22 protein-coding genes and 1 pseudogene are annotated in these 24,210 nt (G+C 70.5%); 11 read left to right on the top strand and 12 right to left on the bottom strand.

What is annotated here, in order from left to right:
* Positions 1-163: 163 nt before the first annotated feature.
* From I6J71_RS14130 to I6J71_RS50670, 4 genes and pseudogenes are all read right to left on the bottom strand, one after another.
* Positions 164-1,027, bottom strand: coding sequence for a methylenetetrahydrofolate reductase (locus I6J71_RS14130; protein ID WP_204095133.1), 864 nt, complete (start codon positions 1,025-1,027; stop codon positions 164-166).
* A gap of 35 nt (positions 1,028-1,062) precedes the next feature.
* Complete coding sequence (locus I6J71_RS14125) at positions 1,063-2,496, bottom strand: aminomethyl transferase family protein (protein WP_204095132.1); 1,434 nt, start codon at positions 2,494-2,496, stop codon at positions 1,063-1,065.
* 366 nt (positions 2,497-2,862) lie between these two features.
* Positions 2,863-3,315 carry a hypothetical protein gene (locus tag I6J71_RS14120; protein ID WP_239154804.1) on the bottom strand — a complete coding sequence of 151 codons (453 nt, stop codon included), beginning with the start codon at positions 3,313-3,315 and terminating at the stop codon, positions 2,863-2,865.
* A gap of 5 nt (positions 3,316-3,320) precedes the next feature.
* Positions 3,321-3,434 (bottom strand): annotated as a pseudogene (locus I6J71_RS50670) (hypothetical protein); the annotation flags it as partial.
* Between the two features lie 507 nt (positions 3,435-3,941).
* Between I6J71_RS50670 and I6J71_RS14115 the strand changes: the two are divergent.
* From I6J71_RS14115 to I6J71_RS14105, 3 genes are all read left to right on the top strand, one after another.
* Entirely contained in the window at positions 3,942-4,583 is a 642-nt protein-coding gene (locus tag I6J71_RS14115; RefSeq protein ID WP_204095130.1) for a cyclodeaminase/cyclohydrolase family protein, read from the top strand.
* A gap of 117 nt (positions 4,584-4,700) precedes the next feature.
* On the top strand, positions 4,701-4,862 hold the full coding sequence (locus I6J71_RS14110) for a hypothetical protein (protein ID WP_204095129.1): 162 nt from the start codon (positions 4,701-4,703) through the stop codon (positions 4,860-4,862).
* A gap of 628 nt (positions 4,863-5,490) precedes the next feature.
* The gene (locus I6J71_RS14105; protein ID WP_204095128.1) at positions 5,491-5,958 is read left to right on the top strand and encodes a GNAT family N-acetyltransferase; all 468 of its coding nucleotides are present in this window, start codon (positions 5,491-5,493) and stop codon (positions 5,956-5,958) included.
* A 310-nt stretch (positions 5,959-6,268) separates the two neighbouring features.
* On the opposite strand, the gene I6J71_RS14100 is transcribed toward I6J71_RS14105, so the two are convergent.
* The gene (locus tag I6J71_RS14100; RefSeq protein ID WP_239154802.1) at positions 6,269-6,862 is read right to left on the bottom strand and encodes a hypothetical protein; all 594 of its coding nucleotides are present in this window, start codon (positions 6,860-6,862) and stop codon (positions 6,269-6,271) included.
* A 16-nt stretch (positions 6,863-6,878) separates the two neighbouring features.
* Positions 6,879-8,069 (bottom strand): zinc-dependent alcohol dehydrogenase, encoded by a 1,191-nt coding sequence (locus tag I6J71_RS14095; protein ID WP_204095127.1) that lies wholly within the window; start codon positions 8,067-8,069, stop codon positions 6,879-6,881.
* A gap of 129 nt (positions 8,070-8,198) precedes the next feature.
* Between I6J71_RS14095 and I6J71_RS14090 the strand changes: the two genes are divergently transcribed.
* Genes I6J71_RS14090 through I6J71_RS14070 form a run of 5 tightly spaced genes read left to right on the top strand, consistent with a single transcriptional unit; the run spans position 8,199 to position 12,920 of the window.
* On the top strand, positions 8,199-8,765 hold the full coding sequence (locus I6J71_RS14090) for a DNA polymerase ligase N-terminal domain-containing protein (protein WP_204095126.1): 567 nt from the start codon (positions 8,199-8,201) through the stop codon (positions 8,763-8,765).
* Complete coding sequence (gene ligD / locus I6J71_RS14085) at positions 8,762-9,706, top strand: non-homologous end-joining DNA ligase (protein WP_204095125.1); 945 nt, start codon at positions 8,762-8,764, stop codon at positions 9,704-9,706. Before I6J71_RS14090 ends, ligD (I6J71_RS14085) begins: the two co-directional genes overlap by 4 nt.
* On the top strand, positions 9,703-10,566 hold the full coding sequence (gene ligD, locus I6J71_RS14080) for a non-homologous end-joining DNA ligase (RefSeq protein ID WP_204095124.1): 864 nt from the start codon (positions 9,703-9,705) through the stop codon (positions 10,564-10,566). Before ligD (I6J71_RS14085) ends, ligD (I6J71_RS14080) begins: the two co-directional genes overlap by 4 nt.
* A gap of 20 nt (positions 10,567-10,586) precedes the next feature.
* Positions 10,587-12,530, top strand: coding sequence for an aconitate hydratase (locus I6J71_RS14075; protein WP_204095123.1), 1,944 nt, complete (start codon positions 10,587-10,589; stop codon positions 12,528-12,530).
* A 21-nt stretch (positions 12,531-12,551) separates the two neighbouring features.
* Positions 12,552-12,920: a DUF5313 family protein gene (locus I6J71_RS14070; RefSeq protein WP_204095122.1), complete on the top strand. Its 369-nt coding sequence runs from the start codon at positions 12,552-12,554 to the stop codon at positions 12,918-12,920.
* Between the two features lie 624 nt (positions 12,921-13,544).
* Here I6J71_RS14070 and I6J71_RS14065 read toward each other — a convergent pair.
* The 4 genes from I6J71_RS14065 to I6J71_RS14050 form a co-directional block, all read right to left on the bottom strand.
* Positions 13,545-13,748, bottom strand: a complete 204-nt coding sequence (locus I6J71_RS14065) for a hypothetical protein (protein WP_204095121.1) — start codon at positions 13,746-13,748, stop codon at positions 13,545-13,547.
* 26 nt (positions 13,749-13,774) lie between these two features.
* Positions 13,775-14,263, bottom strand: coding sequence for a Mur ligase domain-containing protein (locus tag I6J71_RS14060; protein WP_204095120.1), 489 nt, complete (start codon positions 14,261-14,263; stop codon positions 13,775-13,777).
* Positions 14,264-14,465: 202 nt separating this feature from the next.
* The gene (locus I6J71_RS14055) at positions 14,466-15,164 is read right to left on the bottom strand and encodes a phosphatase PAP2 family protein (RefSeq protein WP_204095119.1); all 699 of its coding nucleotides are present in this window, start codon (positions 15,162-15,164) and stop codon (positions 14,466-14,468) included.
* 99 nt (positions 15,165-15,263) lie between these two features.
* The gene (locus I6J71_RS14050; protein WP_204095118.1) at positions 15,264-16,274 is read right to left on the bottom strand and encodes a LacI family DNA-binding transcriptional regulator; all 1,011 of its coding nucleotides are present in this window, start codon (positions 16,272-16,274) and stop codon (positions 15,264-15,266) included.
* A gap of 106 nt (positions 16,275-16,380) precedes the next feature.
* Between I6J71_RS14050 and I6J71_RS14045 the strand changes: the two genes are divergently transcribed.
* Together I6J71_RS14045 and I6J71_RS14040 are read left to right on the top strand one after the other, a co-directional pair.
* Positions 16,381-17,310, top strand: coding sequence for a dihydrodipicolinate synthase family protein (locus tag I6J71_RS14045; RefSeq protein ID WP_204095117.1), 930 nt, complete (start codon positions 16,381-16,383; stop codon positions 17,308-17,310).
* A gap of 109 nt (positions 17,311-17,419) precedes the next feature.
* Entirely contained in the window at positions 17,420-18,658 is a 1,239-nt protein-coding gene (locus tag I6J71_RS14040; RefSeq protein WP_239155354.1) for an MFS transporter, read from the top strand.
* Positions 18,659-18,706: 48 nt separating this feature from the next.
* Here the strand turns inward: I6J71_RS14040 and I6J71_RS14035 are convergent, their stop codons facing one another.
* Both I6J71_RS14035 and I6J71_RS14030 read right to left on the bottom strand, forming a co-directional pair.
* The gene (locus tag I6J71_RS14035; RefSeq protein ID WP_204095115.1) at positions 18,707-19,123 is read right to left on the bottom strand and encodes a hypothetical protein; all 417 of its coding nucleotides are present in this window, start codon (positions 19,121-19,123) and stop codon (positions 18,707-18,709) included.
* A gap of 1,012 nt (positions 19,124-20,135) precedes the next feature.
* Positions 20,136-23,594 (bottom strand): indolepyruvate ferredoxin oxidoreductase family protein, encoded by a 3,459-nt coding sequence (locus tag I6J71_RS14030; protein ID WP_204095114.1) that lies wholly within the window; start codon positions 23,592-23,594, stop codon positions 20,136-20,138.
* A gap of 161 nt (positions 23,595-23,755) precedes the next feature.
* Between I6J71_RS14030 and I6J71_RS14025 the strand changes: the two genes are divergently transcribed.
* Positions 23,756-24,196, top strand: a complete 441-nt coding sequence (locus tag I6J71_RS14025; protein WP_204095113.1) for an Lrp/AsnC family transcriptional regulator — start codon at positions 23,756-23,758, stop codon at positions 24,194-24,196.
* Positions 24,197-24,210: the final 14 nt, after the last annotated feature.

Genomic DNA, 24,210 nt, shown 5'->3' with positions numbered 1-24,210 from the left:
TCACTGGGCGCCTCCCGTCCCACTTTCGTGCGAGCTGCGTCCGAAGCGACTCGCGACTGCTGAAATCCATTTCGGTGCGTCACCGAAGCGAGGCGGTGTCGGTGGGCTCCCACCGGAGCCCACCGACTCCCACCACTCGACGGGCAACCGTTCGACAATGCGGTTACGCCCTGGAGCGGGCGGTCAGCCTGCGTTGCCAGTCCACAGTCACGTCGAGCTGATTGAACGTGAACATGTGCAAGCCCTCGATGCCGGCCGCCGCATCGGTGAGGTGATCTCCCATCGCGGTCAGCAGACGCTCCGGCGCGTACGACCGCCCCAGCAGCAGACTCCTCATCATCCCGTGCTGCTTCTGCAGATATCGGACCGACTGCCCCACCCCGATTTTCATGGACAGCTCGAGGAGACGAGCGGTCTTGATGGGTGCGGCGAGACCGATCCGCAGCGGTAACCGCACACCGGCTGAGCGGACCTTGTCGATCCAGCCCAGCAAGGATGCGGCGTCGAAGCACAACTGACTGACCATGTAGTCCGCCCATTCCTGCTTGGCCCGCAACGCCTCGATCAAGTCGCCATCGTCGATCTTCGGGTGGCCTTCTGGGTAGCAACCGACCCCGATCCGCCGCAGGCCGTGGTCGAAGTGGGTCAGAGCCTCCAGCACTTCGCCGGCGGAGGTGAACGTGCCGACCGGCTCCTCGGCGTCGCCGCCGATCACGAACAGCTCGTCCACTCCGAGGTCGACAACTCTGGAGACGAAACCCCGCAACGCCCCCTCGTCCCGGACCATCCGAGCCGCCAGGTGCGGGACTACCCGAAACCCTTGTGCCGACGCCGAGGCGACGTGCTCCAGGGTCCGCTCCAGGCCGAACTTCGGCGAACAGGTGATGGTCAACGGCGTAGCTCGGGGAACACCCAGGACCTTCTGGTCGGCCCCCTTGAGCGGAATCACCTCGCATGCCGCCGCCGCGACCAGTTCGCCGATCCGGTGGGCGACGACGGTGCTGTTCTCCAGTGGAGAGCCGGTCATAGCGTTCTCCTGCACGGAAGAGAGATCACCGGCCGTCAGCCCTTGGCAATGATCTTGGAGTAGTACGGGGCGGGTGCCACGGTGGCGCGGATCTCGCGTACCACGTGGTTTTCGACCGTCGGACGCTGTGAGTCGGGCTCCCCCCACAGCACCGTCACCTCCGTGCCCGGGGCGCTGTGCTCGATCTCCACCAGCGCCAGTGACAGGACCTTCCTGGTGTGCACCGAGAAACCCGTCCAGTGGGACAACCCGATCTGCCGCCCTCCTCGCCGGACGCTGTCCGCGGGGAAGGTCGAGTAGCCGGCGTACGGGTAGTCCAGGTACTTCGCGGGCGGTTCCTCGAACAGGCTGGATCGATGGACCGCCATGACGTCGTCGACGTCGAACTCGAGCGTGACCTTCTTCCGGCGCGGGGACTTCAGGGCCTCGTGCAGATAATCGCTGCCGTTGAACGAGCGGCCCGGGTCGATCAGCTTGCCGTAACCGATCTCGACCGCGTTGACGTAGTAGTCCTCGATGCTCTCGACCTGGTAGGAACCTCCCAGGGAGCCCATGCCCTCCATCGTCATGACGGGAAGCCACTCACGGTAGCCCTTCGTGTCACCACCGCTGTAGATCGCCGGTAGCGGGAACGGGTACCAGCCGGACTCGATGGGCAGGTTGTACATCACAACGCCGCCCACTTGTACGAGACCGTGGTTCGCACCGACCTCGATGAGCGCGTCCCGCACCCGCTCGAAGTCCGCCCACGGCCCGGAGAGCTCGAATCCTGCCTGGCCGGCCATGCCGTGCCGCAGCGCCCTGACAGCTGCTCCGCGGATGGTCACGTTCCCCATCCGGAAGAACCCGATCTCCGGCATTCGGCCGTCGACGACCTCCGCCATCAGCGCAGGAGCAGTCGGCCCCTGGACCTGAAGACCGTAGTAATCCCGATTGTCGACACGGAACATCGCGTTCTCGTCGCGATGCACCTCGACATCCCAGCCGCCCGTCTCCGCGTGGTATTGGACCCAGTTGGAGACCGGCTGTGCCCCGACGAGCCGGAAATGGTCCTCCTCGAGACGCATGATGATTCCGTCAGTGACGTGCAGTCCACTCGGCGCGGCACAGACGAGCTGCTTCGCCGAACCGACCGGGAAGCCGGCGAATCGATTCACCCCGACCTGCATCAGCAGATCGAGCACCCCGGTTCCGCGGAGGAACAGATCTGTCTGGTGGTAGGACATGTCGATCAGCGCGCAGCTCGAATGCCACGCCTCCTGCTCGTCCCGCCAGTTCGCGACCTCCCGCGGAACCCGCGGAAATGCGAACGGGCCGGTCGGGGAGGTACGCAACATCGTCAACGGGTCTCCGGACTTGCGGATCGCGTCGGCCAGGCTGACAAAGTTCGTGGGGTCGGACATATTATCGTTCTCCCGATTGGTGTAGGCATGAGCTTCAGCAGGAGGTGGTGCGCTGGTTGCACGCACCGAAGACCCCACTGAGGATGGGGACCAGTCAGGACGAGGCTGCAGCGGCCGACTCCCCTCCAATGACCGAGCAGGTCCCACAGTCAAAGCAAGACGGTGTCACCGGAAATCTCGCGCGGCCCGATGCCGTTGTGTGCCTTTGTGTTCGAGAACCAACGCGTAGTCGACGTGCTCGTGCTCGCCGTGGTTTCTGATACTCCGACGCGACCTGTGGGCCGGTGAATGTTTGTCACCGAACACAGGATCCCTGGTGTGCCAGGGAATCGTCGGCTCGGAAAGCGCGTCGTCGTCACCGCCCCGCACCACGGACGGCGATCCGCACGGGTAGGCGACCGGGACGCATGACGGACCGTCCTGTTGCGACCGTCAGGTCACCGTCCGTACCACCGGCCGGGACAAAGTGGGCGGCGCCGGAATGATGCTCCGCACCGTCATGTCGCCCGTGTCACCGATTCGGACCAGCCCGCACATTCCTGTCAGGCCGAGGACAAGCCGAGCCGCAGCAGCCCGATGCCGCAGCGTGCCAGACGTCGAACGCTGCACCGGGGACAGGTGCGCCTTCCCGTCGACGACCATCGCATGGAACAGCAGCGGCGCCCCGGACAGCCGGCGGAGATGACGGCACCGTAGGCACACCGGCCGACCGTCCTGGTAAAAGAGTCTGACGACGCTGTTCTGCGCCGCCTGCGAACCACGTGGATGGTTGGTGGAGTCGACGAAAATGGTGATTCCGAAGACATCGGAGAGGACGATGAACTCCTGAGCCTGGGCGTGCAGATCTGGTCGGTCCAAGCCAGGAAGCCGGGCGCGGCCGCCCAATCCGCCTCCGTCAGATCGACCTCACGGGCGAAGTCGTGCGCGCTTCGGCCGAGATCCGAAAGAACGACCTCGGCTTGCTCGTCGGTCGTGTTCTCCAACGTTGCCAGAACTGCATCCATGACGGAGCTCTCATCGTGATTCAGCACCATTGCCTCTTCCTTGACGTCCAGCCCCGCCGACGCTAGCGGTAAGCCCGTTAGCGGAAGAGAAATAACGTGTGAAGCGGCCATCACCCCGGCTCTTCGCTGCGCTCTCATCCGCGTCGTGGTCAGAATCGGCGTGGCCGGTGCGGACAGCCATGTCACGAGTCTCGCCACGGGTCGGTGCACGCCGTGCGTGACCGTGGGGAGAAGTGGCCACGAACGGCGTGACCCTGCCTGTTAGACACCGTTGCCGCCGACGACGCCGGGCGTCATCGTCGTCCTCGACCTTCGCGTTCGTGCTCTCTGAGGAGAGCCGTGGGTTCCGATCTTTCGGGCGTGCCGCACTCGCCATCGGTGCAAGCCGGCGATCAGCGACGCGACCGCGAACTGCCTGGCCAAGCCCATCGTCGAGGCCCATTCAGCAGAGCACGATCGGCGCGACGATCAGCACGACCTCGCTTGCGCACCGACGGAGGACCAGCCATGACCGGAACCGAAACCGCACTCGCGGGCACGGCCTTCGGCGCGATCGCCGAGGCCGTGGCCTCGGACACCCCGACCCCCGGCGGCGGTGCCGTCGCGGGACTGACAGCCGCACTGGCCGCCGGCCTCGCGGCGATGGTCGCCCGATACTCCGCCGCCGCCGGCGATCTCGACCCAGCCGCAGTGGCCACCAGGGCGGACGAGCTGCGCCGCACCGCGCAGCGGCTCGCGGACGACGACGTACGGGCTTACCAGCGTTACCTCGACGTGACGAAGCCGCCCGAGGGGCCTGATCCCGCGGCCCGTAAGGCGGCGATCCGGGCGGCGCTTGACGCCGCGGCGGATATTCCCCTCGCCCTCGCCGTGGTCGCCGCGGAGGTGACCGAGCTCGGCGAGCTGCTCGCCGAAGCCGGCAACCCCAGGCTCCATTCGGACGCCCTCACCGCGGTCCAGCTCGGCAGCGCCGTCGCGACCTCCGCGGCCGCGCTGGTCGGGGAGAACCTCCGCGCCCGACGCGGCGACCCGCGCCCGACGCGGGCCGCCGAACGGGCCGCCGTCGCCCGGGCCGCCGCCGCGCGCGTCGCCGGCGAGCCCGCCCCCACCACCTCGGAATCAACACCGATTCGGAAGGTGCGCCCATGACCGCTCAGATCATCGACGAGCGCAAGACGCCCCACACCCTCAGGGCCGAAGCTTGGCCGAGGGCGTCATCGTGGCGGACTCCGCTGTCTCGTACCGTCGGCGACGACTACGGCGCCCATGCCTACCGGCGTCCGGCCGAGCAACCGGATCGCCGAAAAGCTCGACGTCACCTACGAGCAGGCGCTCCTGCCCGCGACCACACCCCGGCGCACGCTGCCGGCCACCATCGACCGGCCGCATCGGGACGCCACCGTGAGCGGCGACCAAGCCTGGCCGTGACACCGAGTGCCTGGCGCTGTCACGGGCATGCTCCGGCGCACGCAGAACCGGGTGCCACCCGACGGCCACAAGACGGTCATCTCCTCGTGCCCGGCGCCTTCCCATGAGCGAGCCGGCTGGTGCGGCCTGGCGGCCTCACCGGCGACGAGTACACGGGCCGGGCCACCCTACCGTCCACGGCCGCCGCCACGGCGCTGCCGCACGACACGGGCGACCCTCAGCGGCGAAATCGGCCGCCGAACCCTACGCGCCGGGGACAAAGTCGCACCCACGGGTGCGATGGAACGCGGGCACGAGGAGATCATCGTTCAGGATGAAGGCGTGGGCGTCCGCGTGACTGGCGGCGTCAGCAAACAGCCCCCGCGTTCTGCTCGCCGCCGACCCCGGACACCGTCCCAGCTGGTCGGAGAACCTGGCGATTCCTCGGCGACGGAAACCCGGCGTAAGAGCGCCGAAGTCGCCCCTCCGGGGGCACTCCACCGGCGTGTGAAAAGCGACCCTGACCAGGGGCCGCTCCGCGTTTGTCCGGCCGTGACCCGTCGAACCCGGCCTGCTGCGGCGGCTCGCGTTGACATCTTCCTCGGCCGAGAGGCCTCGGCATCGCCGTGTTCGGACCGATAATGGCCGGGTGACCGCACACGTCGAACTGCGTGAGATCACCGACGCCAACCGCGAGGCGGTGTGCGCCGTGCGGGTCCGGCCGGACCAGAAGAAGTTCGTCGCCTCGGTGAAGAAGTCGCTGAAGGAGGCGCACAAGAAGCCCCACTTGTCGCCCTGGTATCGCGCTGTGTACGCGGACGACGAGCCCGTCGGGTTCGTCATGTTGAACTGGGCGGTGCCGCCGGGTACGCGCGGCGTGGCCGGCTCGTACTTCCTGTGGCGGCTGCTCGTCGGGGCGCAGTTCCAGCGCCGCGGCTACGGGCGTGCCGCGCTTGCCAAGGTCATCGAACTGGTCAGGGCGGACGGTGGCACCGAGCTGTTCACCAGTTACCAACCGGGAAAGGGCGAACCGTGGCCGTTCTACCGCGGTTTCGGCTTCGAGCCGACCGGTGAGATCGACGACGGCGAGATCGTCCTGCGGTGCGCGCTGACCTGATCCGCCGACCGCGACGACCGGCGGTCGCGTCGCCGCCCGTCGAAGACGGCCTCACGATCCGTCAGCACACCCGGCGCCCCCCGGTCAACAGGACGGGCCGAAACCGCCGTTCGCAACAAACCCACGGCGACGACTCCCGATACTGGCCGGTTTCAGCACGCCAGTCGTCGGCTCAGCTCGGGCACCCCGGCGCCGCTGAGGTCGGCCAGGAGCGCGCCCCGGCCCGCCATCACCATGACCAGGGACAGCAGCGGCCCGCGGACCTCAGGTCCGCCGCCGTGCCGGAAGTCGGCATCGGTGGCCAGCAGCGTCAGATCCTGGGCTGCACCCGGCCGTCGCGCGGGCCGGCGAACTTGGGGCTGTGCCACGCGGCGGCCGTCGGCCCCGTGTTCGCCTCGCCGTCACCGACGACGCACGCGACCAGCAGACCGGGGTCGTCGAACGCGGCCCCGAACGCCGTGGCGAGCGCGTAACCGAGCTCGCCACCGTGGATCACACCCGGCACCTCGGGCGAGAGGTGGCTCGGGAAACCGCCGGGCCACGAGGAGCGCCGGACGAGCTCGGCCAAGCCGGCCGCATCGAGGCTCAGCGCCGGGTCGAACCGCGCGTGCGTGCCTTCGAGCCAAAGGTTGGCGTGGATCGCCGGCGCGCCGTGGCCCGGGCCCGCGACCAGCAACGTCCGCCATCCGGTTCCGGCCACCAGCCGGTTCAGTCCGCTGTAGACGAGCGGGAGGCACGGACACGTCCCCCAGTGACCCAGCGGCCGCGGTTTGAGGAGCTTCCGGCGCAGCGGTCGGTCGAGCAGGACGTTGTCCTTGAGGTGAATCATCGCCGCCGCCAGGTAGTCGCGGGCCCTGCGGTACCGGCGCCGCGCCTGGACACGGACCTCGGCCGTCCGGGTCATGCGCGCTCCTTCCTGCTCAGACGGCCGGCTGCAGCAGGATCTTCTGCGCGCCCTCTCGCTTCTTCTGGAAGATCTCGTAGGCCCGCGGCGCGTCCGCCAACGGCAGCTTGTGCGTGGCGAACCCCTCGACGCCCAGCGGATCGGTGTCGTCGCTGAGCAGCGGAAGGAGGTCGTCGATCCAGTGGCGCACGTTGGCCTGGCCCATGCGGAGCTGGATCTGCTTGTCGAACAGGTCCATCATCGGCATGGGGTCGACCACGCCGCCGTACACGCCGGACAGCGAGATCGTGCCGCCGCGCCGGACGCTGTCGATGGCCGCGTACAGCACGCTCAGGCGGTCGATGCCGGCCTTCTCGGTGATCTTCGCGCCGATCTGCTGCGGCAGCATCGCCACGAGGTTCTGCGCGACGCGGCCGATCGGGGCGCCGTGGGCTTCCATGCCGACGGCGTCGATCACCGAATCGGCGCCGCGGCCGCCGGTCAACTGCCGGATCGAGGCGGCGATGTCCGGGTGGTCGCGGGTATCGAGCGTGGTGGCGCCGTGCGCGCGGGCCCGTGCGAGCCGCTCCGGCACGAGGTCGACGCCGATGACCTCACCCGCCCCGCGGTGCGTCGCGATCCGGCAGCACATCTGCCCGATGGGGCCCAGCCCGAACACGGCGACGGAACCGCCGACGGGGACGTCGGCGTACTCCACGGCCTGCCAGGCGGTCGGCACGACGTCGGACAGGTAGACGAACCGCTCGTCGGGCGGGCCGTCCGGGACCTTGATCGGTCCGTACTGCGCCTGAGGCACGCGCAGGTACTCGGCCTGCCCGCCGGGCACCTGGCCGTACAGCTTGGTGTATCCGAGCAGCGAGGCACCTTTGCCCTGGCTCTTCACCTGGGTGGTCTCGCACTGCGACTGCAGGCCGCGCTCGCACATCCAGCAGTGCCCGCACGAGACGTTGAAGGGAATCACCACGCGGTCACCGGGTTTGATCCCGCTCACCCCCGCGCCGACCTCCTCGACCACGCCCATCGGCTCGTGGCCCAGGATGTCGCCCTCCGTCATGAACGCGCCGAGCACCTCGTACAGGTGCAGGTCGGAGCCGCAGATCCCGCTGGAGGTGATCCGCACGATCGCGTCCGTCGGCTCTTCGATCTTCGGGTCGGGCACGGTGTCGACGCGCACGTCGCGCTTGCCGTGCCAGGTCACTGCCTTCATGGATCTCCTTCCTGTCCCCGCTCCCCGGTTTCCCGGCCGGGCTGCCGGCAAACCCGCGGTGGCGCTGAACTGGGGTTTCGCACCGAGGCCGGCCGGGCATCCAGGCCGCACGGACAGTGAGGAGGCGCGATGCCGGGGAAGGACCGCCTGGCCCAGTACCGCTCGAAGCGCGACCCGGCCACGACGCCGGAACCGCGCGGCCACCGGCGTGCCCGGCGCGGGGACCCGGTGTTCGTGGTGCAGCGGCACGACGCGAGCACCCTGCACTTCGACTTCCGGCTGGAAATCGACGGCGTACTGGTGTCGTGGTCCGTGCCCAAGGGGCCGTCACTTGACCCGCGCGACCGGCGGCTCGCCATCCGCACGGAAGACCACCCGCTCGACTACGCGGACTTCGAGGGCACCATCCCGCCCGGCGAGTACGGCGGCGGCACCGTGATCGTGTGGGACACGGGCACCTTCGACGTGCTCACCGAAGAGCCCGCCGGGCGGGCGCTCGCCGACGGGCACCTCAAGGTCGTCCTGCACGGCGACAAGCTCACCGGCCGCTTCTCCCTGATCCGCAAGCGCTCCGGTGACCACGAGGAGTGGCTGGTGATCAAGAAGGACGACGAGGGCGCCGACCGGCGGCGCAAGCCCGCGAAGACGCAGCCGGAGTCGGTGCTGAGCGGGCGGACCAACCGGGAGCTCGGATGAGCGCACCGGCTTGGCGCGAACCGACCCTCGCGACCCTCACGGACCGGCGGTTCTCCGCCGAGGGCTGGTTGTTCGAGCGGAAACTCGACGGCGTACGGGCGCTGTGCGTGCGCGACGGTGGCACGCCGACGCTGTACTCGCGCAACCACAAGGTGATGGACAACGCGTACCCGGAACTCGTCGAAGCGCTGGCCGAGCAGGGTGGCGACCGGTTCGTGGCCGACGGGGAGATCGTGGCGTTCGACGGGGACAACACGAGCTTCGCCGCGCTGCAACCCCGGATCCACCTCACCGATCCGGCTCGCGCGCGGGCGACGGGTGTGCGCGTCTACTACTACCTGTTCGACCTGCTGCACTTCGACGGGCAGGACGCCACGCCGTTGCCGCTGCGGGAGCGCAAGGCGCTGCTGAAGGATGCGTTCGAATTCACGGACCCGCTGCGGCTGTCGGCCCACCGCAACACCGACGGTGAGAAGTTCTTCGAGGAGGCCTGCCGCCGCGGGTGGGAGGGGGTGATCGCGAAGCGCGCGGACGCCCCGTACCGCTCGGGAAGGTCGGCGGACTGGCTGAAGTTCAAGTGCGCGCACGGCCAGGAATTCGTGATCGGCGGCTTCACGGACCCGCAGGGCGCGCGGCACGGCTTCGGCGCGCTGCTGCTGGGCTACCACGACAACGATCGGTTTCGCTACGCCGGCAAAGTCGGCACCGGGTTCGACGAGCGGTTGCTCGCGTCGCTGCACCGGCTGCTGGCCGAACGCGAGACTGGTACCTCGCCGTTCGCCGACCCCGTGCGGGAGCAGGGCGCGCACTGGGTCCGGCCGGAGCTGGTGGCACAGGTCGGGTTTTCGGAGTGGACGCGCGACGGGCGGCTGCGGCACCCGCGGTTCCTGGGCCTGCGCGACGACAAGAAGGCGGCCGACGTGATTCGGGAGCAAGCGTGACCTCTCATCCGGACAAGGTGTTCTACCCCGACGACGGCCTGACGAAAGGCGACGTGGTCGAGCACTACCGCGCGATGGCGGACGTGATGCTGCCGCACCTGCGCGGCCGGCCGCTGACGCTGCGGCGCTACCCCGACGGCATCGAAGGGCAGGGCTGGTTCCAGAAGCACCCGGGCGAGCACTTCCCGGACTGGCTGCGCACCGAACGCTTGCCGCGGCGCGGCGGCGGCTCGGACCAGTACGTGGTGTGCGACGACGCCGAGTCCCTCGAATACCTCGCCGACCAGGGGACGATCGAGTTCCACGTGTGGCTGTCCACTGTGGAGGCCCCGGAGCAGCCGGACCGGCTCGTGCTCGACCTCGACCCACCGGAGGGCACACCGGTGTCCCGGCTGCGGGCGACGGCCCGGAAGGTGCGGGACCACTACGAGCGGGCGGGTCTCGCTGCCTTCGTGCAGGCAACGGGTGGGCGCGGCTTCCACGTCGTCGCTGCGCTGGATGCCCGGTCGGACGTCGACGTGGTACTGAAGCTCGCGCGGGTGCTCGCCGACCGCGTCGCCGGGGACGATCCGGACCACTTGACCACCGAGCAGCGCAAGGACAACCGCGGCGACCGGATCTTCCTCGACGCCAACCGCAACGGCTACGCACAGACGTTCGTCGCGCCGTACTCCCTGCGCGCACGGCCGGGCGCCGCGGCCGCGACCCCGCTCGACTGGCGGGAGCTGGGCAAGGCCGAACCGGACGGCTGGCCGCCGGCCAAGCTGCGGCAGCGGCTCGCGCGCAAGGCCGACCCGTGGCGGGACCTCGCGAAGCACGCGGGGTCGGCGGAGGCGGCGCTGGCGCGTTTCGGGTCCTGACCTGTGGGTACTCGGTTCCGATGAGCCGTGAGAGGACGCTGGCGGGCCGGCTGCTGAGCGATCACCTCGTGGAAGGGGAGCTCGAACCGGGCACGGAGATCGGCCTGCACGTGGAACAGACGCTGACGCAGGACGCGACCGGCACGCTCGTGATGCAGGAGCTCGAGGCCCTCGGGCTGGAGCGGGCGCGCACCGAGGTGAGCGTGCAGTACGTGGACCACAACCTGCTGCAAGCCGACGAGAAGAACGCCGAGGACCACGAGTACCTGCGCTCGGCCTGCCGGCGGTTCGGGCTGTGGTTCTCGAAGGCCGGCAACGGCGTTTCGCACCCCACGCACATGCAGCGCTTCGGCGTGCCCGGCAAGGTGCTGATCGGGTCGGACTCGCACACGTGCGCGGCGGGTTCACTCGGGATGCTCGCGATCGGCGTCGGCGGGCTGGAGGTCGCGCTGGCGATCGCGGGTGAGCCGCTGCGGGTGCGGATGCCGGAGATCTGGGGTGTGCGGCTCACGGGCTCGTTGCCGGAGTGGGTGTCGGCGAAGGACGTGGTGCTGGAGATGCTGCGGCGCCACGGCGTGTCGGGCGGCCGCGGGCGGATCATCGAGTACCACGGCCCGGGGCTGGCCGGGCTCACGGCGATGGACCGGCACGTGATCGCCAACATGGGCGCCGAGCTCGGCGCGACCGCGACGGTGTTCCCCTCGGACGACGCGGTGCGCGAGTTCCTGCGCGCCGAGGACCGGGAGGCGGACTTCCGCGCACTGGCGGCCGAGGACGGCGCGACGTACGACCACGCGGAAGAAATCGACTTGTCCACTGTGGAGCCGCTGGTGGCGAAGCCGTCGTCGCCGGGAAACGTGGTGCCGGTGCGCGAGGTCGAGGGGACGCCGGTTTCCCAGGTGGTGATCGGCTCTTCGGCGAACCCGGGGTTCCGGGACTTCGCCATCGCGGCGGCGGTCGTGCGCGGGCAGCAGACGGCTGATGGCGTGAGTTTCGACGTCAACCCGACTTCGCGGCAGATTCTCGTGGATCTGACGCGGGCCGGGTACACCACCGACCTCGTCGCCGCGGGCGCGCGGGTGCACCAGGCGGGCTGCCTGGGCTGCATCGGGATGGGGCAGGCGCCCGCACCGGGAGCCAACTCGCTGCGCACCTTCCCGCGCAACTTCCCCGGCCGCTCCGGCACCCCCGACGACTCCGTGTGGCTGTGCTCGCCGGAGACGGCGGCGGTGTCGGCGTTGACGGGGGTGCTGACGGATCCGCGGGACCACGCTTCGCGGGAAGGCCTGTCGTGGCCGTCGATCTCGTTGCCTGCACGATCCACTGTGGATGCGCGGTCCTTCGTGCCTCCGTCGCGCGGGGACGGTGAGCTGGTGAAGGGCCCGAACATCGCCGGCTTGCCCGACCTCGATCCCCTGCCCGACCGGCTCGAGGCGCCGGTGCTGCTCAAGGTGGGCGACGACGTGTCGACCGACGAGATCTCGCCCGCGGGCGCGCGGGCGCTGCCGTTCCGGTCGAACATCCCGGAGCTGGCGAAGTTCACGTTCACGCGGATCGACCCGGAGTACCCCGAGCGAGCCGCGGACGGCCCCGCCCACGTGGTGGTCGGCGGGGAGAACTACGGGCAGGGCTCGTCGCGTGAGCACGCCGCGATCACGACGCGGCACCTCGGGATGCGGGCGGTGCTGGCGAAGTCGTTCGCGCGGATCCACTGGCAGAACCTCGCGAACTTCGGCGTGCCGGCGCTGGAGTTCACTTCCGCAGACGACTACGACCGGGTGGCCGAGGGCGACGTGCTGGTGGTGGAGGACCTCCGTTCGCAGCTCGAGCACGGCTCGTCGATCACGGTCCGCAACACCACCCGCGACGAGGAGTACGAGGTGACCCACCACTTCTCGCCCCGCCAGGTCGCGGCGGTGCTGGCGGGTGGACAGATCCCGCTCATCGCGTCGAAGCTGGAGTGACCGCGTTCCCCGGAGGTAACCATGGTCAGCCCACGACCGGGTCCGATCCGGTGGCTGCGCTACGTCTACGGCGCCCGCCTGCCCGACGAGTACCGCCCCTGGGTCCTCCACGACGCCACCGCCCCGACATGGCTGCTGCGGTTCACGTTCCGCGTGTTCATCGAGGTGCTGCCGTGGCTGGTGGCGGTGTTCCTGCTCCTGTTCTTCCTCACGCCGCTGCCGGTCGGCGTGATCCTCCTCGCGCTGCTCATGGCGCTGCTCTTGGGCCTGTTCCTGACCGTCACCAGCGCCGACGAGCTCGCCGAAGTCCGTCTCGGCAAACACGGTTTCCCGCCGGGCACGGGCAAGGCCGTCCGCAAACGCCGCGGCGGGGCATCCACCTGGCCGTGATCACGGGCAGCCACTCTGCCACGGCTGAGCGCGGATTCCTGGAAAGGCCGGCTGAGTCCCTAGTGCGGGCCGTCACAAGCCGAACGAGGTCGGCGACCGCGGGTCGGGCGCGATCCCGGTCCCTCCGGTCGAGGAAATCAACGACTCGGACGAGTTCGAAGCCCGGCCCGGCCGCGCACCGATGTGATCTTGACGTGGCACGGCCGATGGGACCTCGCGAATCGATGCACATCAGGCCACGTCGAGCTCACCGATACCAGAGGCCGTCACCGCGGCCGCCGGGGAACTGGGCGTCGCGCCGCGGCCGGCGGCCGTGGGCCGACTCGGCTGACGCTTCTGGCCGATCGTGCGCCGCGCGGGGCCGTTGGCGGCACGATCGGCACCACGCCGAGGGCGCTGAACACCGCCATGAAGCCGTTTTCGATCTGCGTTGCGGTGCTCGGCCAGTACGCGGGCATCGTGCAGAAATTCTCATCGCACTGCTCGGGCGGCGGCCCGGCGCACCCGGACCCGAGGAGCACGACCGCGGCGGCCACCCCGGCCAGGCGCACAAGGGACACACGGTTCACGGGACGACTCCTCACGCGTGGGCCGGGCGCTGCGCGCTCGACGCGACCAGCACGATCAGCCGCACGCCGGCACGATGGCGAACAGAGCTTGGTAGTAGCCGGTGGTGACGCTGACGAGCGCGCTCACCGCGCCCACCACCTGGACGAACACCGCGAGCCCCTTCGCCCACGGACGCCGCACCGGGAACACCGCGACGAGCGCGACGAGCACGGCGATCACCGGGTTGAGCACGAGCACCAGCCACACCGAACCCGGCACGTCCTGCCCGTGGTCGAGCCGCTCGGTCAGCGTCTGACCACGGCGACCTCGGGCGCGTACGCGAAGAACGAGCGGTCGCTCTCGTCGGCCTCGACCACGAAGTGCTCACCCGAACCGAGCGCGCCGGATCCGAGCGTGCGAACGTCGCCGTCGATCACGTACGACGGGTCGGCGCCGCCGGCCCGCAGCGCGACGGTGACCATCGCGGTCGTGGTGGTCTTGCCGTGTGTCCCCGCGACGGCGATCGTGCGCCGGCCGGCCAGCACGGCCGCCAGGGCTTCGGACCGGCACAGCACGGGCAGGCCCCGGTCGCCGGCCGCGATCAGCTCGACGTGGCCGGCCGGGATCGCGGTGGAGCGGACGACCGTGTCGGCGTTCCACAGGTTGCCCGGCGAGTGCCGGCGGTGGATCGCCGCACCGAGCTCGGCCAGTTTCGCCGGCGCCGGCCGGTCGCCGAGTTCGCTGCCGCTCACCGGCACGCCGTGGCGCAGCAGGATCTCCGCCAGGCCCGACATCCCCACCCCCGCCGATGCCGATCAGGTACACGTGGCCCAGGCCCCGCACGGTCAGCTCGTTCATCGCGTTACCCCTTGTGTCCGTGGGACCCCTCGTGCGGTCCCCCGGTCTCGAGGGTGCGGCCGCCCTGTCCTGGCAGCTCGAAACTCTCTGTCGCCACACGGTCACAGTCGGGCGCCGAATACGTCAGCGACGAACCGGTCAGCGCGGTGCGGAGAACTGGCGGCGGTCGACGTACGGCATCGGCTGGGTGGCAGGCACGCCGAAGACGACGGCAATCGCGTCGGCCGGGTGCTGCGGGCGAGCCACGACGCAGGCCGACGCCAGCGCGTACCCGGTCGCCGCGAGGAGGAACCCGCCGAGGCAGTCGCTCGGGCGGTGCCAGCCGACGGTGAGCGTCGAAACCCCGACCGCGACGATCCAGGCCAGCCCCAGCGGCGCCACCGCGAACCGCGCGGGCCGCGGCACGACCAGCAGCAGTGCGAACACGCTCAGCGCGGCCACCGAAACGTGGCCGCTCGGGAAGCTGTTGCTGGTGGAGTGGATACGCTCGGCGAGGTTCGGCCGGTCGAGAGCGGCCTTGAGCAGCTGCGCGGCCCCCGCCGTCACCGCCATGAGCCCGACCGCCGCCACCGTGCGCAAGTACGCGCGCCGCACCAGGCCGATGACCGCGACGAGCGCGAGCGCGATCGTGAACAGCACGGGCACCGGCACCTCCAGCGGCAGCGGCACCTCCCCGGACGCGCGGGTGAACGAGGGATCGAACGTCTCGAGGATCCGCTGGTCGGCCTCTTGGCCCGCTTCGGTGCGGACCAGCACGAGGTACGTCACCCCCGTCGCGACGGCGAGGACGACGGCGGCCACCAGCCGCCAGGCGATGCTGAGCACACGGTTGTTCACCCGTTCCAGAATGCCGACGCCGCGTCCCCGGCGGGCGCGGGAAGTGTCATGGGTCTGCAACAACTGCGCACTGGTTCCGCACGGCCCTCCGTGGACGCCTCACCCGGCCCGCAGCGTCGTCCCCCGCGGGATGAGCGTCGGGGCGAAGCGGCGCGTCGACGGGGAAACCCCCGCCACCGCGTCGATCAGCAGGTCCACCGCCGCGCCCGCGATCTCCGTGAACGGCACCCGGATCGTGGTCAGTGGCACCGGCAGGCGCGCGGCCAGCGGGATGTCGTTGTACCCCACCACCGACAGCTCGTCCGGCACCCGCACGCCGGCCCGCTGCACCGCCGAGAGCAGGCCGACGGCGGTGTTGTCATTGACGGCGAACACCGCGGTCGGGCGTGGGTCGAGGGCCAGCAGCGCACGGCCCGCCGCCTCGCCGCTTTCCATGCTGAACGTCGACGGCAGCACGAGCGCCGGGTCCACGGGCAGGCCGGCTTCGCGCAGCGCGTCCTCGTAGCCGGCGCGGCGGCCCAGCGCACTCGACGCGTACGCCGGACCGGCGACGAGCGCGATCCGGCGGTGGCCCAGGTCCACGAGGTGGCGGGTGGCCAGGTACCCGCCGAGTCGGTCGTCGCCGGTGGCGGCGGCACTCGCGCCGAACGTGCGAACGGCGAGCACGTGCGGGACGCCGCGGTCGAGCAGTTCCTCGCAGAAGCCGCCTTCGGTGCGGGCGGTGGTCAGGATGAGGCCGTCGACCCGCCGGCCGAGCAGCATCCGGCCGTTCTCCCGTTCGAGCTCCGGCTCGTCGTGCGACGTGGCGACCAGCGCGTGGTAGCCGCGGCGCGTGCAGGCGGTGGCGACCTCCTCGTAGAACATCGCCATCACCGTGTCGGTGAGCCGCGGCACCAGCACGCCGACGGTGTTGGTCTGCTGACGCCGCAGATTGGCGGCGACGGGATTGGGCTCGTAGCCCACGCCTTCGGCGATCTCCCGGATCCGCGCCGCCGACGGGCTGCGGAAGAACCGGTGCTCCGGGTTGAGCGCGCGTGACACCGTCGATTTGCTGACGCCCGCGGCCAGCGCGACGTCGCTGATCGTCGGCCGCGGCACACTCTCGCTCATCTTGCTCCCTTGACTCCTGTGCAACTCGCAGCCTACCGTTGTGCAACCGATTCCCCTATCGATTGCACAGCGTTCTGTTCCACTGTGTCGAACCCCAGGGAGTGTCATGAAGTCTCTTGATCTGCGCGGCCTCGTCCCGGCGTGCGTCACCCCGTTCACCGAGAACGGCGACGTCGACCACGAAGCCCTGGCGGTGCACGGCTACTGGCTCGCCGGCCTGCCCGGCGTGAAGGGGATCGTGTGCAACGGGCACGCCGGCGAAGGCGCGAGCATGACCGAAGCCGAGCGAGCCGACGTCGTGAAAACCCTGGTCGGGGCCGTCGAGGGCAAACAGCCGATCATCACCGGCGTGATCAGCGACGGCAGCCGCGTCGCGGGCGAGGAAGCCAGGCGCTACGGCGAGGCCGGCGCGGCCGCGTTGCTGCTCTACCCCGCGCACAGCTGGCTGCGCTTCGGTTTCCAGCCGGGCGCCGCCGCCGACCGCTACCGCATCGTGGGCGAGATCTCCGGCCTGCCGCAGATCCTGTTCCAGTACCCGGACGTGACGAAGGCCAGCTACAACCTCACCGAACAGCTCAAGATCGCCGAGCTCGATTCCGTGTTCGCGATCAAGAACGGCGTGCGCAACATGCGCCGCTGGGACACCGAGGTCCCCGTGCTGCGCAGCGAGTTCCCGGACCTGCAGATCCTGACCTGCCACGACGAGTATCTGCTGCACACGATGTTCGACGTCGACGGCGCGCTGGTCGGCTACGGCGCACTCGCGCCGGAGGGCATGTGGGAGCTGCTGCAGGCCGGCAAGCGCCGCGACTACCCGGCCGCGCGCGCGGTGCACGACCGCCTGCTGCCCCTCACCAAGGCCGTGTACCACCGCGGATCGCACATGGAAGGCAGCGTCGCGCTGAAGATGGGCCTGGTGCAGCGCGGCGTCATCCCCAACGCCTACGTGCGCTCGCCGCTGCTGCCGCTGGCCCCGGAGGCCGACGACGAGATCGCCGCCGCCCTCGCCCACGCCGGGCTCGGCAAGGTGCTCTGACCCGCGTTCCCCCGCCGCTTCGGAAGGCACACCAATGACCGCTGTGTCAGCAGGGGCAGAAAGACTCGCCTCCGGCGCCCACCCCCGCCGGGACCTGCGTTTGATCCTCGTGTTCGCGTTCCTCGGCTCGCTGTTCGACGGCGCCGAGATCAACCTCGTCGGCTATCCGCTCACCTACCTGTCCGGTTCGCTGCACGTGTCCACGGTGGCGCTGGTCAGCGTCGCGACGTTCCAGGGCTTCGCGTCGATCGCCGGCGGATTCCTGTTCGGGTGGCTCGGCGACACGCTGGGACGCCGCCGTACGTACGCGGTGTCCGTGCTCGCGTTCGGCGTCGCCGCGGTGCTCGGCGGGCTCGCGCCGAACTACGGGACGTTCCTGATCACCCGGCTGCTCGCCGGGCTCGGCATGGGCGGCCTGTTCGGACTGTCCTTCTCGATGTTCACCGAGTGCTGGAAGACGACCCGCCGCGGGACGATGGGCGGGCTGATCCAGTCGATGTACTTCCTCGGCGAGATCGTCACGGTCGGCGTGCTCTACCTGTGCCTCACGTTGTTCGGCACCGACCTCGGGTGGCGCACCGGGTACGTCGTGATCGGCGCGGTGAGCGTGGTGATCGGGCTCGCGGCGGTCAAGCTCCTACCGGAGTCACGCCACTGGCTCGAGTACCAGCGACAGCTGCGCGAGGGCACCGTGCCGCCGGAGCTGCGCCGCACGCGCGTGCCGGTCGTGGACGTCTTCCGCTCGAAGGTGCTCTACGGCAGCGTGATCTTCATGGTGCTGTCCACGGCCATGTTCCTCACGACGAACTCGGTCGGCGTGTACCTGTCGACCTACCTGCTGAAGGTGCAGCACCTGCCGCTGGGCACGGCGAGCGGGATCGTGCTGATCGGCTACGTGTTCACCATCGCCGCCTACTCCGCGACCGGGGTGCTGTCCGATGCGGTGCGGCGCAAGTACGCGTTCCTGGCCGCATGCGTGTTCGGGGTCGCCGGGTTCGCGTGGTTCCTGTGGCAGGTGCTGGCCGGCAGCGACCACGTGACCACGTCGTTCTGGGGCGACACCACGTTCTGGGCGCTCATGTGGGCGGCCGCGGCCTGCGGTGGCTTCGGCGTGCTGGGCGTGTGGATGTCGGAGTACTACCCCACGCGCATCCGGTCGACGGGGGCGAACAGCAGCTACTACGTCGGCCGCGGATTGGGTGCGGGCGTGTATCCGCTGTTCGCACTGACGATCGCGGGCGGGATTCCGCTGGCCCTGGCACTGGGCATCATCGGACCGTTGGCGGGAATCGTTTTTTCGGCGATCGCACCCGACCGGACGGGCCGCGATATCGTCGCGCTGGAATGAAGTGGTTCCGGTGCCCGCCGACCATTTCCGGCGGGCACCGGAGTCACTTCACTGGCGCCAGTCGATGATGACGGCGAGGCTGCCGCCCATGCTCTTCGCTCGCACCTGCGGGTTGGCGGCGACGTTGCCCCACGGCACCGTCGTCTTGCCGCTCTTGCCGCAACCGAGGCTGAACCAGCCGCCCTTCGGGTGCTTCGCGTCGAAGCCCCAGCCCTCGACGCAGGCGAACTGGTTGGTGCCTTCCTGCACGTTCCAGCCGTAACCGGCGCGGAAACCGGCGTGGCCGAAGATGGCGCAGCTCGACTTGCTGACCGGGCCCCACTTGCCGATGAGCCCGGACGCCTGGTGCGGGTCGGTGCACGCGTCGGCCGGCGCCGCGCCCGCGACCCCGGCACCGCCGACGAGCGTCCCCACCGCCGCGACCGCGGCCACCAGCGCACCGAGGCGCGAAATCCGCTTCCCCATGATTCTGTTGTTCCCTCCAGTTCGTGCGGCAAGATCATCTCACCGCGAGGAGAACGTACAACGGAAGTTCTGCGCCGCGCACTTCGAAACCAGCCATTTAGGCTCGAATTAGGGTTGCCGCGAATTCGGACGGGAAAAATGAATTGCCTTCATCAGGCCGGTGTCACCACCACTCGGCCGTGGCTGACGCGGAGGACGTCGGCGAGGACGAGGTCGGCGAGGGGCGTTCTGACTCGGCCGGCAGGTCCGGGCGCTGCGGAGCTGGCGAACCGGCCGGCGCGGTGGCGCTGTCCGCGGTGAGTGGGCCAATGCGGCGGAGCCGGTGCCGCGCCGGCGCAGGGCGCCGACGGAAGCGGCGAGACCTCGGAGTCCCCGGCGGACTCCTCGACGGCTGCGCGCCGGGTTTCGTCCGGCGTGCCCGTGCCGGGCTGGGGCGTCACCAGATCCTGGGTTTCGCCGAGTGCGGTCCTTTGTGGAGGGTCGCGTGCGGACGAGGTGAGTGAGAGAGCAGACGCTTGTCACCGACGTGGGGCACTCTCCGGCCTTGACCGGCCGCGGCCCTGGTGCCGGCCTCGCACGCCTCGACTCGCACGACACGACCACCGCGAGATGTGCCGCCATTGCGCACTCCCCGTCGGACGACGGTCCACGCCTCATGGAACCCGAACCGGTCAGTATCGGGCCCTGCCGCATGATCTGGCCGCGCACGAGTGGACCTCCGGCGCCACTCACACCGCGAGAGGGGGCCAGTCACACCGTCGGATCGCTGCGAGTGGCCCCTTCGTGCCGTTGAGCCGGGTGGGAGCGGACCCGCCGCGCTGAGCAACCCACACGGGCGCCCCTTGGTGCCGCTCACGCGTCCCGACCTGATCCATCGTGGGATCAGGCGGGTGCGACCGGAGCCTTCACCCCGCAAGAGATGCGCGAGTGGTCCTCTCGAACCCCACCGATGGCCCGCGGGGACCGCTCACGCCGGCGTGAGCGGTTGCCCGCAAGACAGACACCGCAGTGTTCAGGAGGTGATCGTCGCCAACAGCTCGGCGGCGCGGGTGCGGAACTTCTCCACGTTGGCCAGCTTGATGTCCTCGTAGCCGCGCACCACGTCGGGCAACGCGGCCAGCTCCACGAACGCCTCGGCGGTCTTCGGCGACAGGTGGGCCAGTCCGCGCTCGACCAGGTGCTGGTACTCCCCCGGCAACGCGCGCTCGACGCGGCGCACCGCGGCGTAGCCGAACACGTCGGCGCGAGTGCCGCGGAGCCGGCGGGCGCCGCGGAGCGCCCGGAAGGCGACGTCCGCGGTGCGGCCGCGCAGGCGGATCTTGCGCTTCACGCCCAGGGCACGCAGCACGGGCGGGTGCAGCAGCACGGCGACGTCCGCGTCGGGACCGAATTCGGCTTCGCGGCGGGCCTGTTCGGCCGGGTCGAGGTGCAGGCGGGCGACCTCGTACTCGTCCTTGTAGGCCAGCAGTTTGTGCAAGCCGCGGGCGTATGCGGCGGCGATGCGGGCGCCGGTGTCCGCGTCGGTGCGGTCGGCGGCGGCAGCGGCCAGCGAGCGCACCTCGGCGGCGTAACGGCGGGCGAGGGCTTCGTCCTGGAAGCCGATCAGGTCGGCGACGCGGGGGGCCAGCACCGTTTCCAGGTCACCGGCCGAGAGAGCCGCGGCGACGGCGTCGACCGGCACGGGCGCCAAGGCCGGCGGGAGAGCCGCCGCGCGGACCGCGGCCGGGTCGAGCACCGCGGCGCGGCCCCAGCGGAACGCGGCCAGCGTCTTCTCCACCGCGGTGCCGTTGAGGCGGATCGCCGCTTCGATGGCGTCAGCCGAGATCGGGACGGCGCCGTGCTGGTAGGCGGCTCCGATGAGCAGCATGTTGGCCGGCATGTGGTCGCCGAACAACGCCTCGGCCAGTTCGGTAGCGTCCACGGAGAACACGTCGCGGGTGGCGCCGCCGATGCGCTCGAGCGCGTCGTCCGGTGACCCGGGCAGCACGACCCGGTGGGTGACCATCGCCGCCGTCGGCACGAGAGACGTGTTGATCACCGCGACGGTGTGGCCGGCGCGCGCGGTGGCGAGGTTCGCCGCGTCGGCCGCGCCGAGCAGGTCGAAACCCACCAGCACGTCCGCGGTGCCGCGCGAGGCCCGCAGCGACCCGGCGACCGGCGTCTTGGAGATCCGGACGTCGGACACCACCGGGCCGCCCTTCTGCGCCAGCCCGGTCTGCTCGAGCCCGGCGGCGAAGCGGCCGTCGAGGTGAGCGGCCATCTGCAGCACGGCCGAGATGGTGACCACGCCGGTGCCGCCGATGCCGGGCATCCGCATCAGCACGGTGTCCACTTCGGACAGCCGGGACGCCGGTTCCGCCAGCGCCACCGGCAGTTCCGGCACCGCACGGCGTGGCTTCGGCCCGGGCGTCACGAGCAGGAACGACGGGCAGTCGCCCTTCAGGCACGTGAAATCGCTGTTGCACGACGACTGGTGGATGCGCGTCTTCTGGCCGAACTCCGTCTCGACCGGGCGCACCGAAAGACACGTCGACACGTCACCGCAGTCGCCGCAGCCCTCGCACACGCGCTCGTTGACGACGACGCGCTCGGCGGGCGAGGGCAACTGCCCGCGCTTGCGCAGGCGGCGTTCCTCGGCCGCGCACCGGTCGTCGTGGATCAGCACCGTGACGCCCTCGACGCCCGCGAGCTCGGCCTCCACGGAAGCGAAGTCGTCGCGGTGACGTACGGACGCGATCGGGTCGAGCGCGATGCCGCGGTAGTCGGCGGGGCTCTCGGTCGTGATCACGATCCGCCGCACGCCCTCCACGGCCAGCAGGCGCGTGATGGCCGGGACGTCCAGCCGGCCCTCGGCTCGCTGGCCGCCGGTCATCGCCACGGCGTCGTTGTAGAGCAGCTTGTACGTCATGGTCACGCCACCGGCGACGGCCGCGCGGATGGCGAGCGAACCGGAGTGGTGGAAGGTGCCGTCGCCGAGGTTCTGCACGAAGTGCCGGTCGTCGGTGAACGGGGCGAGACCGAGCCACTGCGCGCCCTCGCCGCCCATCTGCGTGAGTCCGATGGTGTTGCCGCGCCCGGCGCCGTCGATCGCGACCATCGCGTGGCAGCCGATACCGACGCCGACGAGCGTGTCGTCGCCGGTGCGCGTGGAGACGTTGTGCGGGCAGCCCGAGCAGAAGAACGGCGTGCGCGGCGCGGTCGCCGTCGGCAGCGCGATGCGCGCGGGCCGCGGCGGCGTGATCGCGTCGAGGTGCACGGTCGCGGTCCGCGGCAGCCGGTCCGGGCCCACCACCGCTTCGACGCGCTCGACCAGTGCGCGGGCGACGTCCTCGGCACCGAGCTGGCCACGGGCGGTGAGGAGCGGCCGGCCGGTCTCGTCGTGGCGGCCGACGATGTTCGGCGCGCCCGGGCGGCGGTAGAGCGCCTCCTTGAGGTGGCCTTCGAGGAATGGCACCTTGTCCTCGACCACGAGCACCTCGGTGAGGCCCTCGGTGAGCTCGGCGAGCGCGTCCGCGTCCACGGGGTACGGCATGGCCAGGCGGATGAGCCGCAGACCGGCGGCCTCCATCGCGGCTTCGTCGAGCCCGAGGTCCTGCAGCGCGCGCTGCACCACGGCGTAGCCGGTGCCCGACGCGAGCACGCCGAGTTTGGCCGCGCGGGCGGTGAAGGTGACCCGGTTCAGACCCGTGGTGCGGGCATACGCGCGGGCGAGGTCGAGACGGCGGGTGAACATGTCGTGCTCGGCGTCGAGCGCGGGAGCGCCGACGAGCGCACGGCCCGTGGGCCGGATGGTCTCGGGCGGCAGCGGGATGCCGTGGCGCAGCGCGGCCATGTCGATGGTGGCGGACGCGTCGGCGATGTCCGCGACGATCTTCAAGCCCGTCCACAGCCCGCTCGCGCGCGACATCGCCACCGCGTGCAGGCCGAACTCGACGATCTCGGCGACGCTGCCGGGTGCGAGCAGCGGCATGGCGAGGCTCTGCGCCATCGGCTCGCACGAGCTGGGCACGGTCGAGGACTTGCACGCCGGGTCGTCGCCGATCCACGCCACGGCGCCGCCGAGCGACGCGGTGCCGGCGAGGGTGCCGTGGCGGATGGCGTCGGCGGCGCGGTCGAGGCCGGGGTTCTTGCCGTACCAGAAGCCGGTGACGCCCGCGTGGCGCCGGCCGGGGACGTTGCCGAGCAGCTGCGTGCCGGCGACCGCGGTAGCGGCGAGCTCCTCGTTCACACCCGGCTTGAACACGACACCGGCCGGGTCGAGGAACCGCTTCGCGCGGGCGAGCTCTTGGTCGAGCCCGCCGAGCGGGGAACCCTGGTAACCCGAGACGAACACGCGCGTGTCGAGGCCGCGGGCCTCGTCGAGGCGGCGCTGCTCCAGGGTGAGCCGCACGAGCGCCTGCACCCCCGAGATCAGCGCCCGCCCGTGATCGGCGACGTACTTGTCGTCCAGCGAAACCGGTTCGGTGAGCACCGATGCTCCTCTCGGCGAGCGGGTGGCGTGGGACGCGTGGGTGAGACACAGGAGAAACCGTGAGCCTCTCACGGCACAAGATCCGTGCGCGGTGTGGCCGCGACGACGCAACTATGTAACGTGGTAGTACACACGACCTCAATTTCTTGCGCGGAGGCGACATGGCCGGAGTCGACGAGATAGACCTGCGGCTCGTTGAGTTCCTGCGCCAGGACGGTAGACGCTCCTACGCCGACATGGCCGCGGAGGTCGGGTTGTCGCTGCCCGCGGTCAAACGCCGCGTCGACCGGCTCCAGGCGACGGGCGTGATCACGGGCTTCACCGCGAAGATCGATTACACCAAACTGGGCTGGAACATCGAAGCGTTCACCGAGCTGCGCTACACCGGCCGCACCCGCCCGCCCGACATGGAGCGCCTCGCCCGCGACCTGCCGGAGGTCCAGGCCGTCTACCCCGTCGCCGGCGACCCCGACGCGCTCTGCCACATCCGTGCCCGGGACGTCACGCACCTTCGTGAGGTCATCGACGCCATCCGGGTCTCCGGCGGGGTGGTGGGCACGAAGACGTTCATCACGCTCGGAAGTGCGACCGGGCCGGCTTGACGCCGGCCGGCGGT

This window comes from Amycolatopsis sp. FDAARGOS 1241 (assembly GCF_016889705.1).
In the GTDB taxonomy this organism is placed as follows: Bacteria; Actinomycetota; Actinomycetes; order Mycobacteriales; family Pseudonocardiaceae; genus Amycolatopsis.
This window is presented reverse-complemented; position numbering and strand designations above follow the sequence as displayed.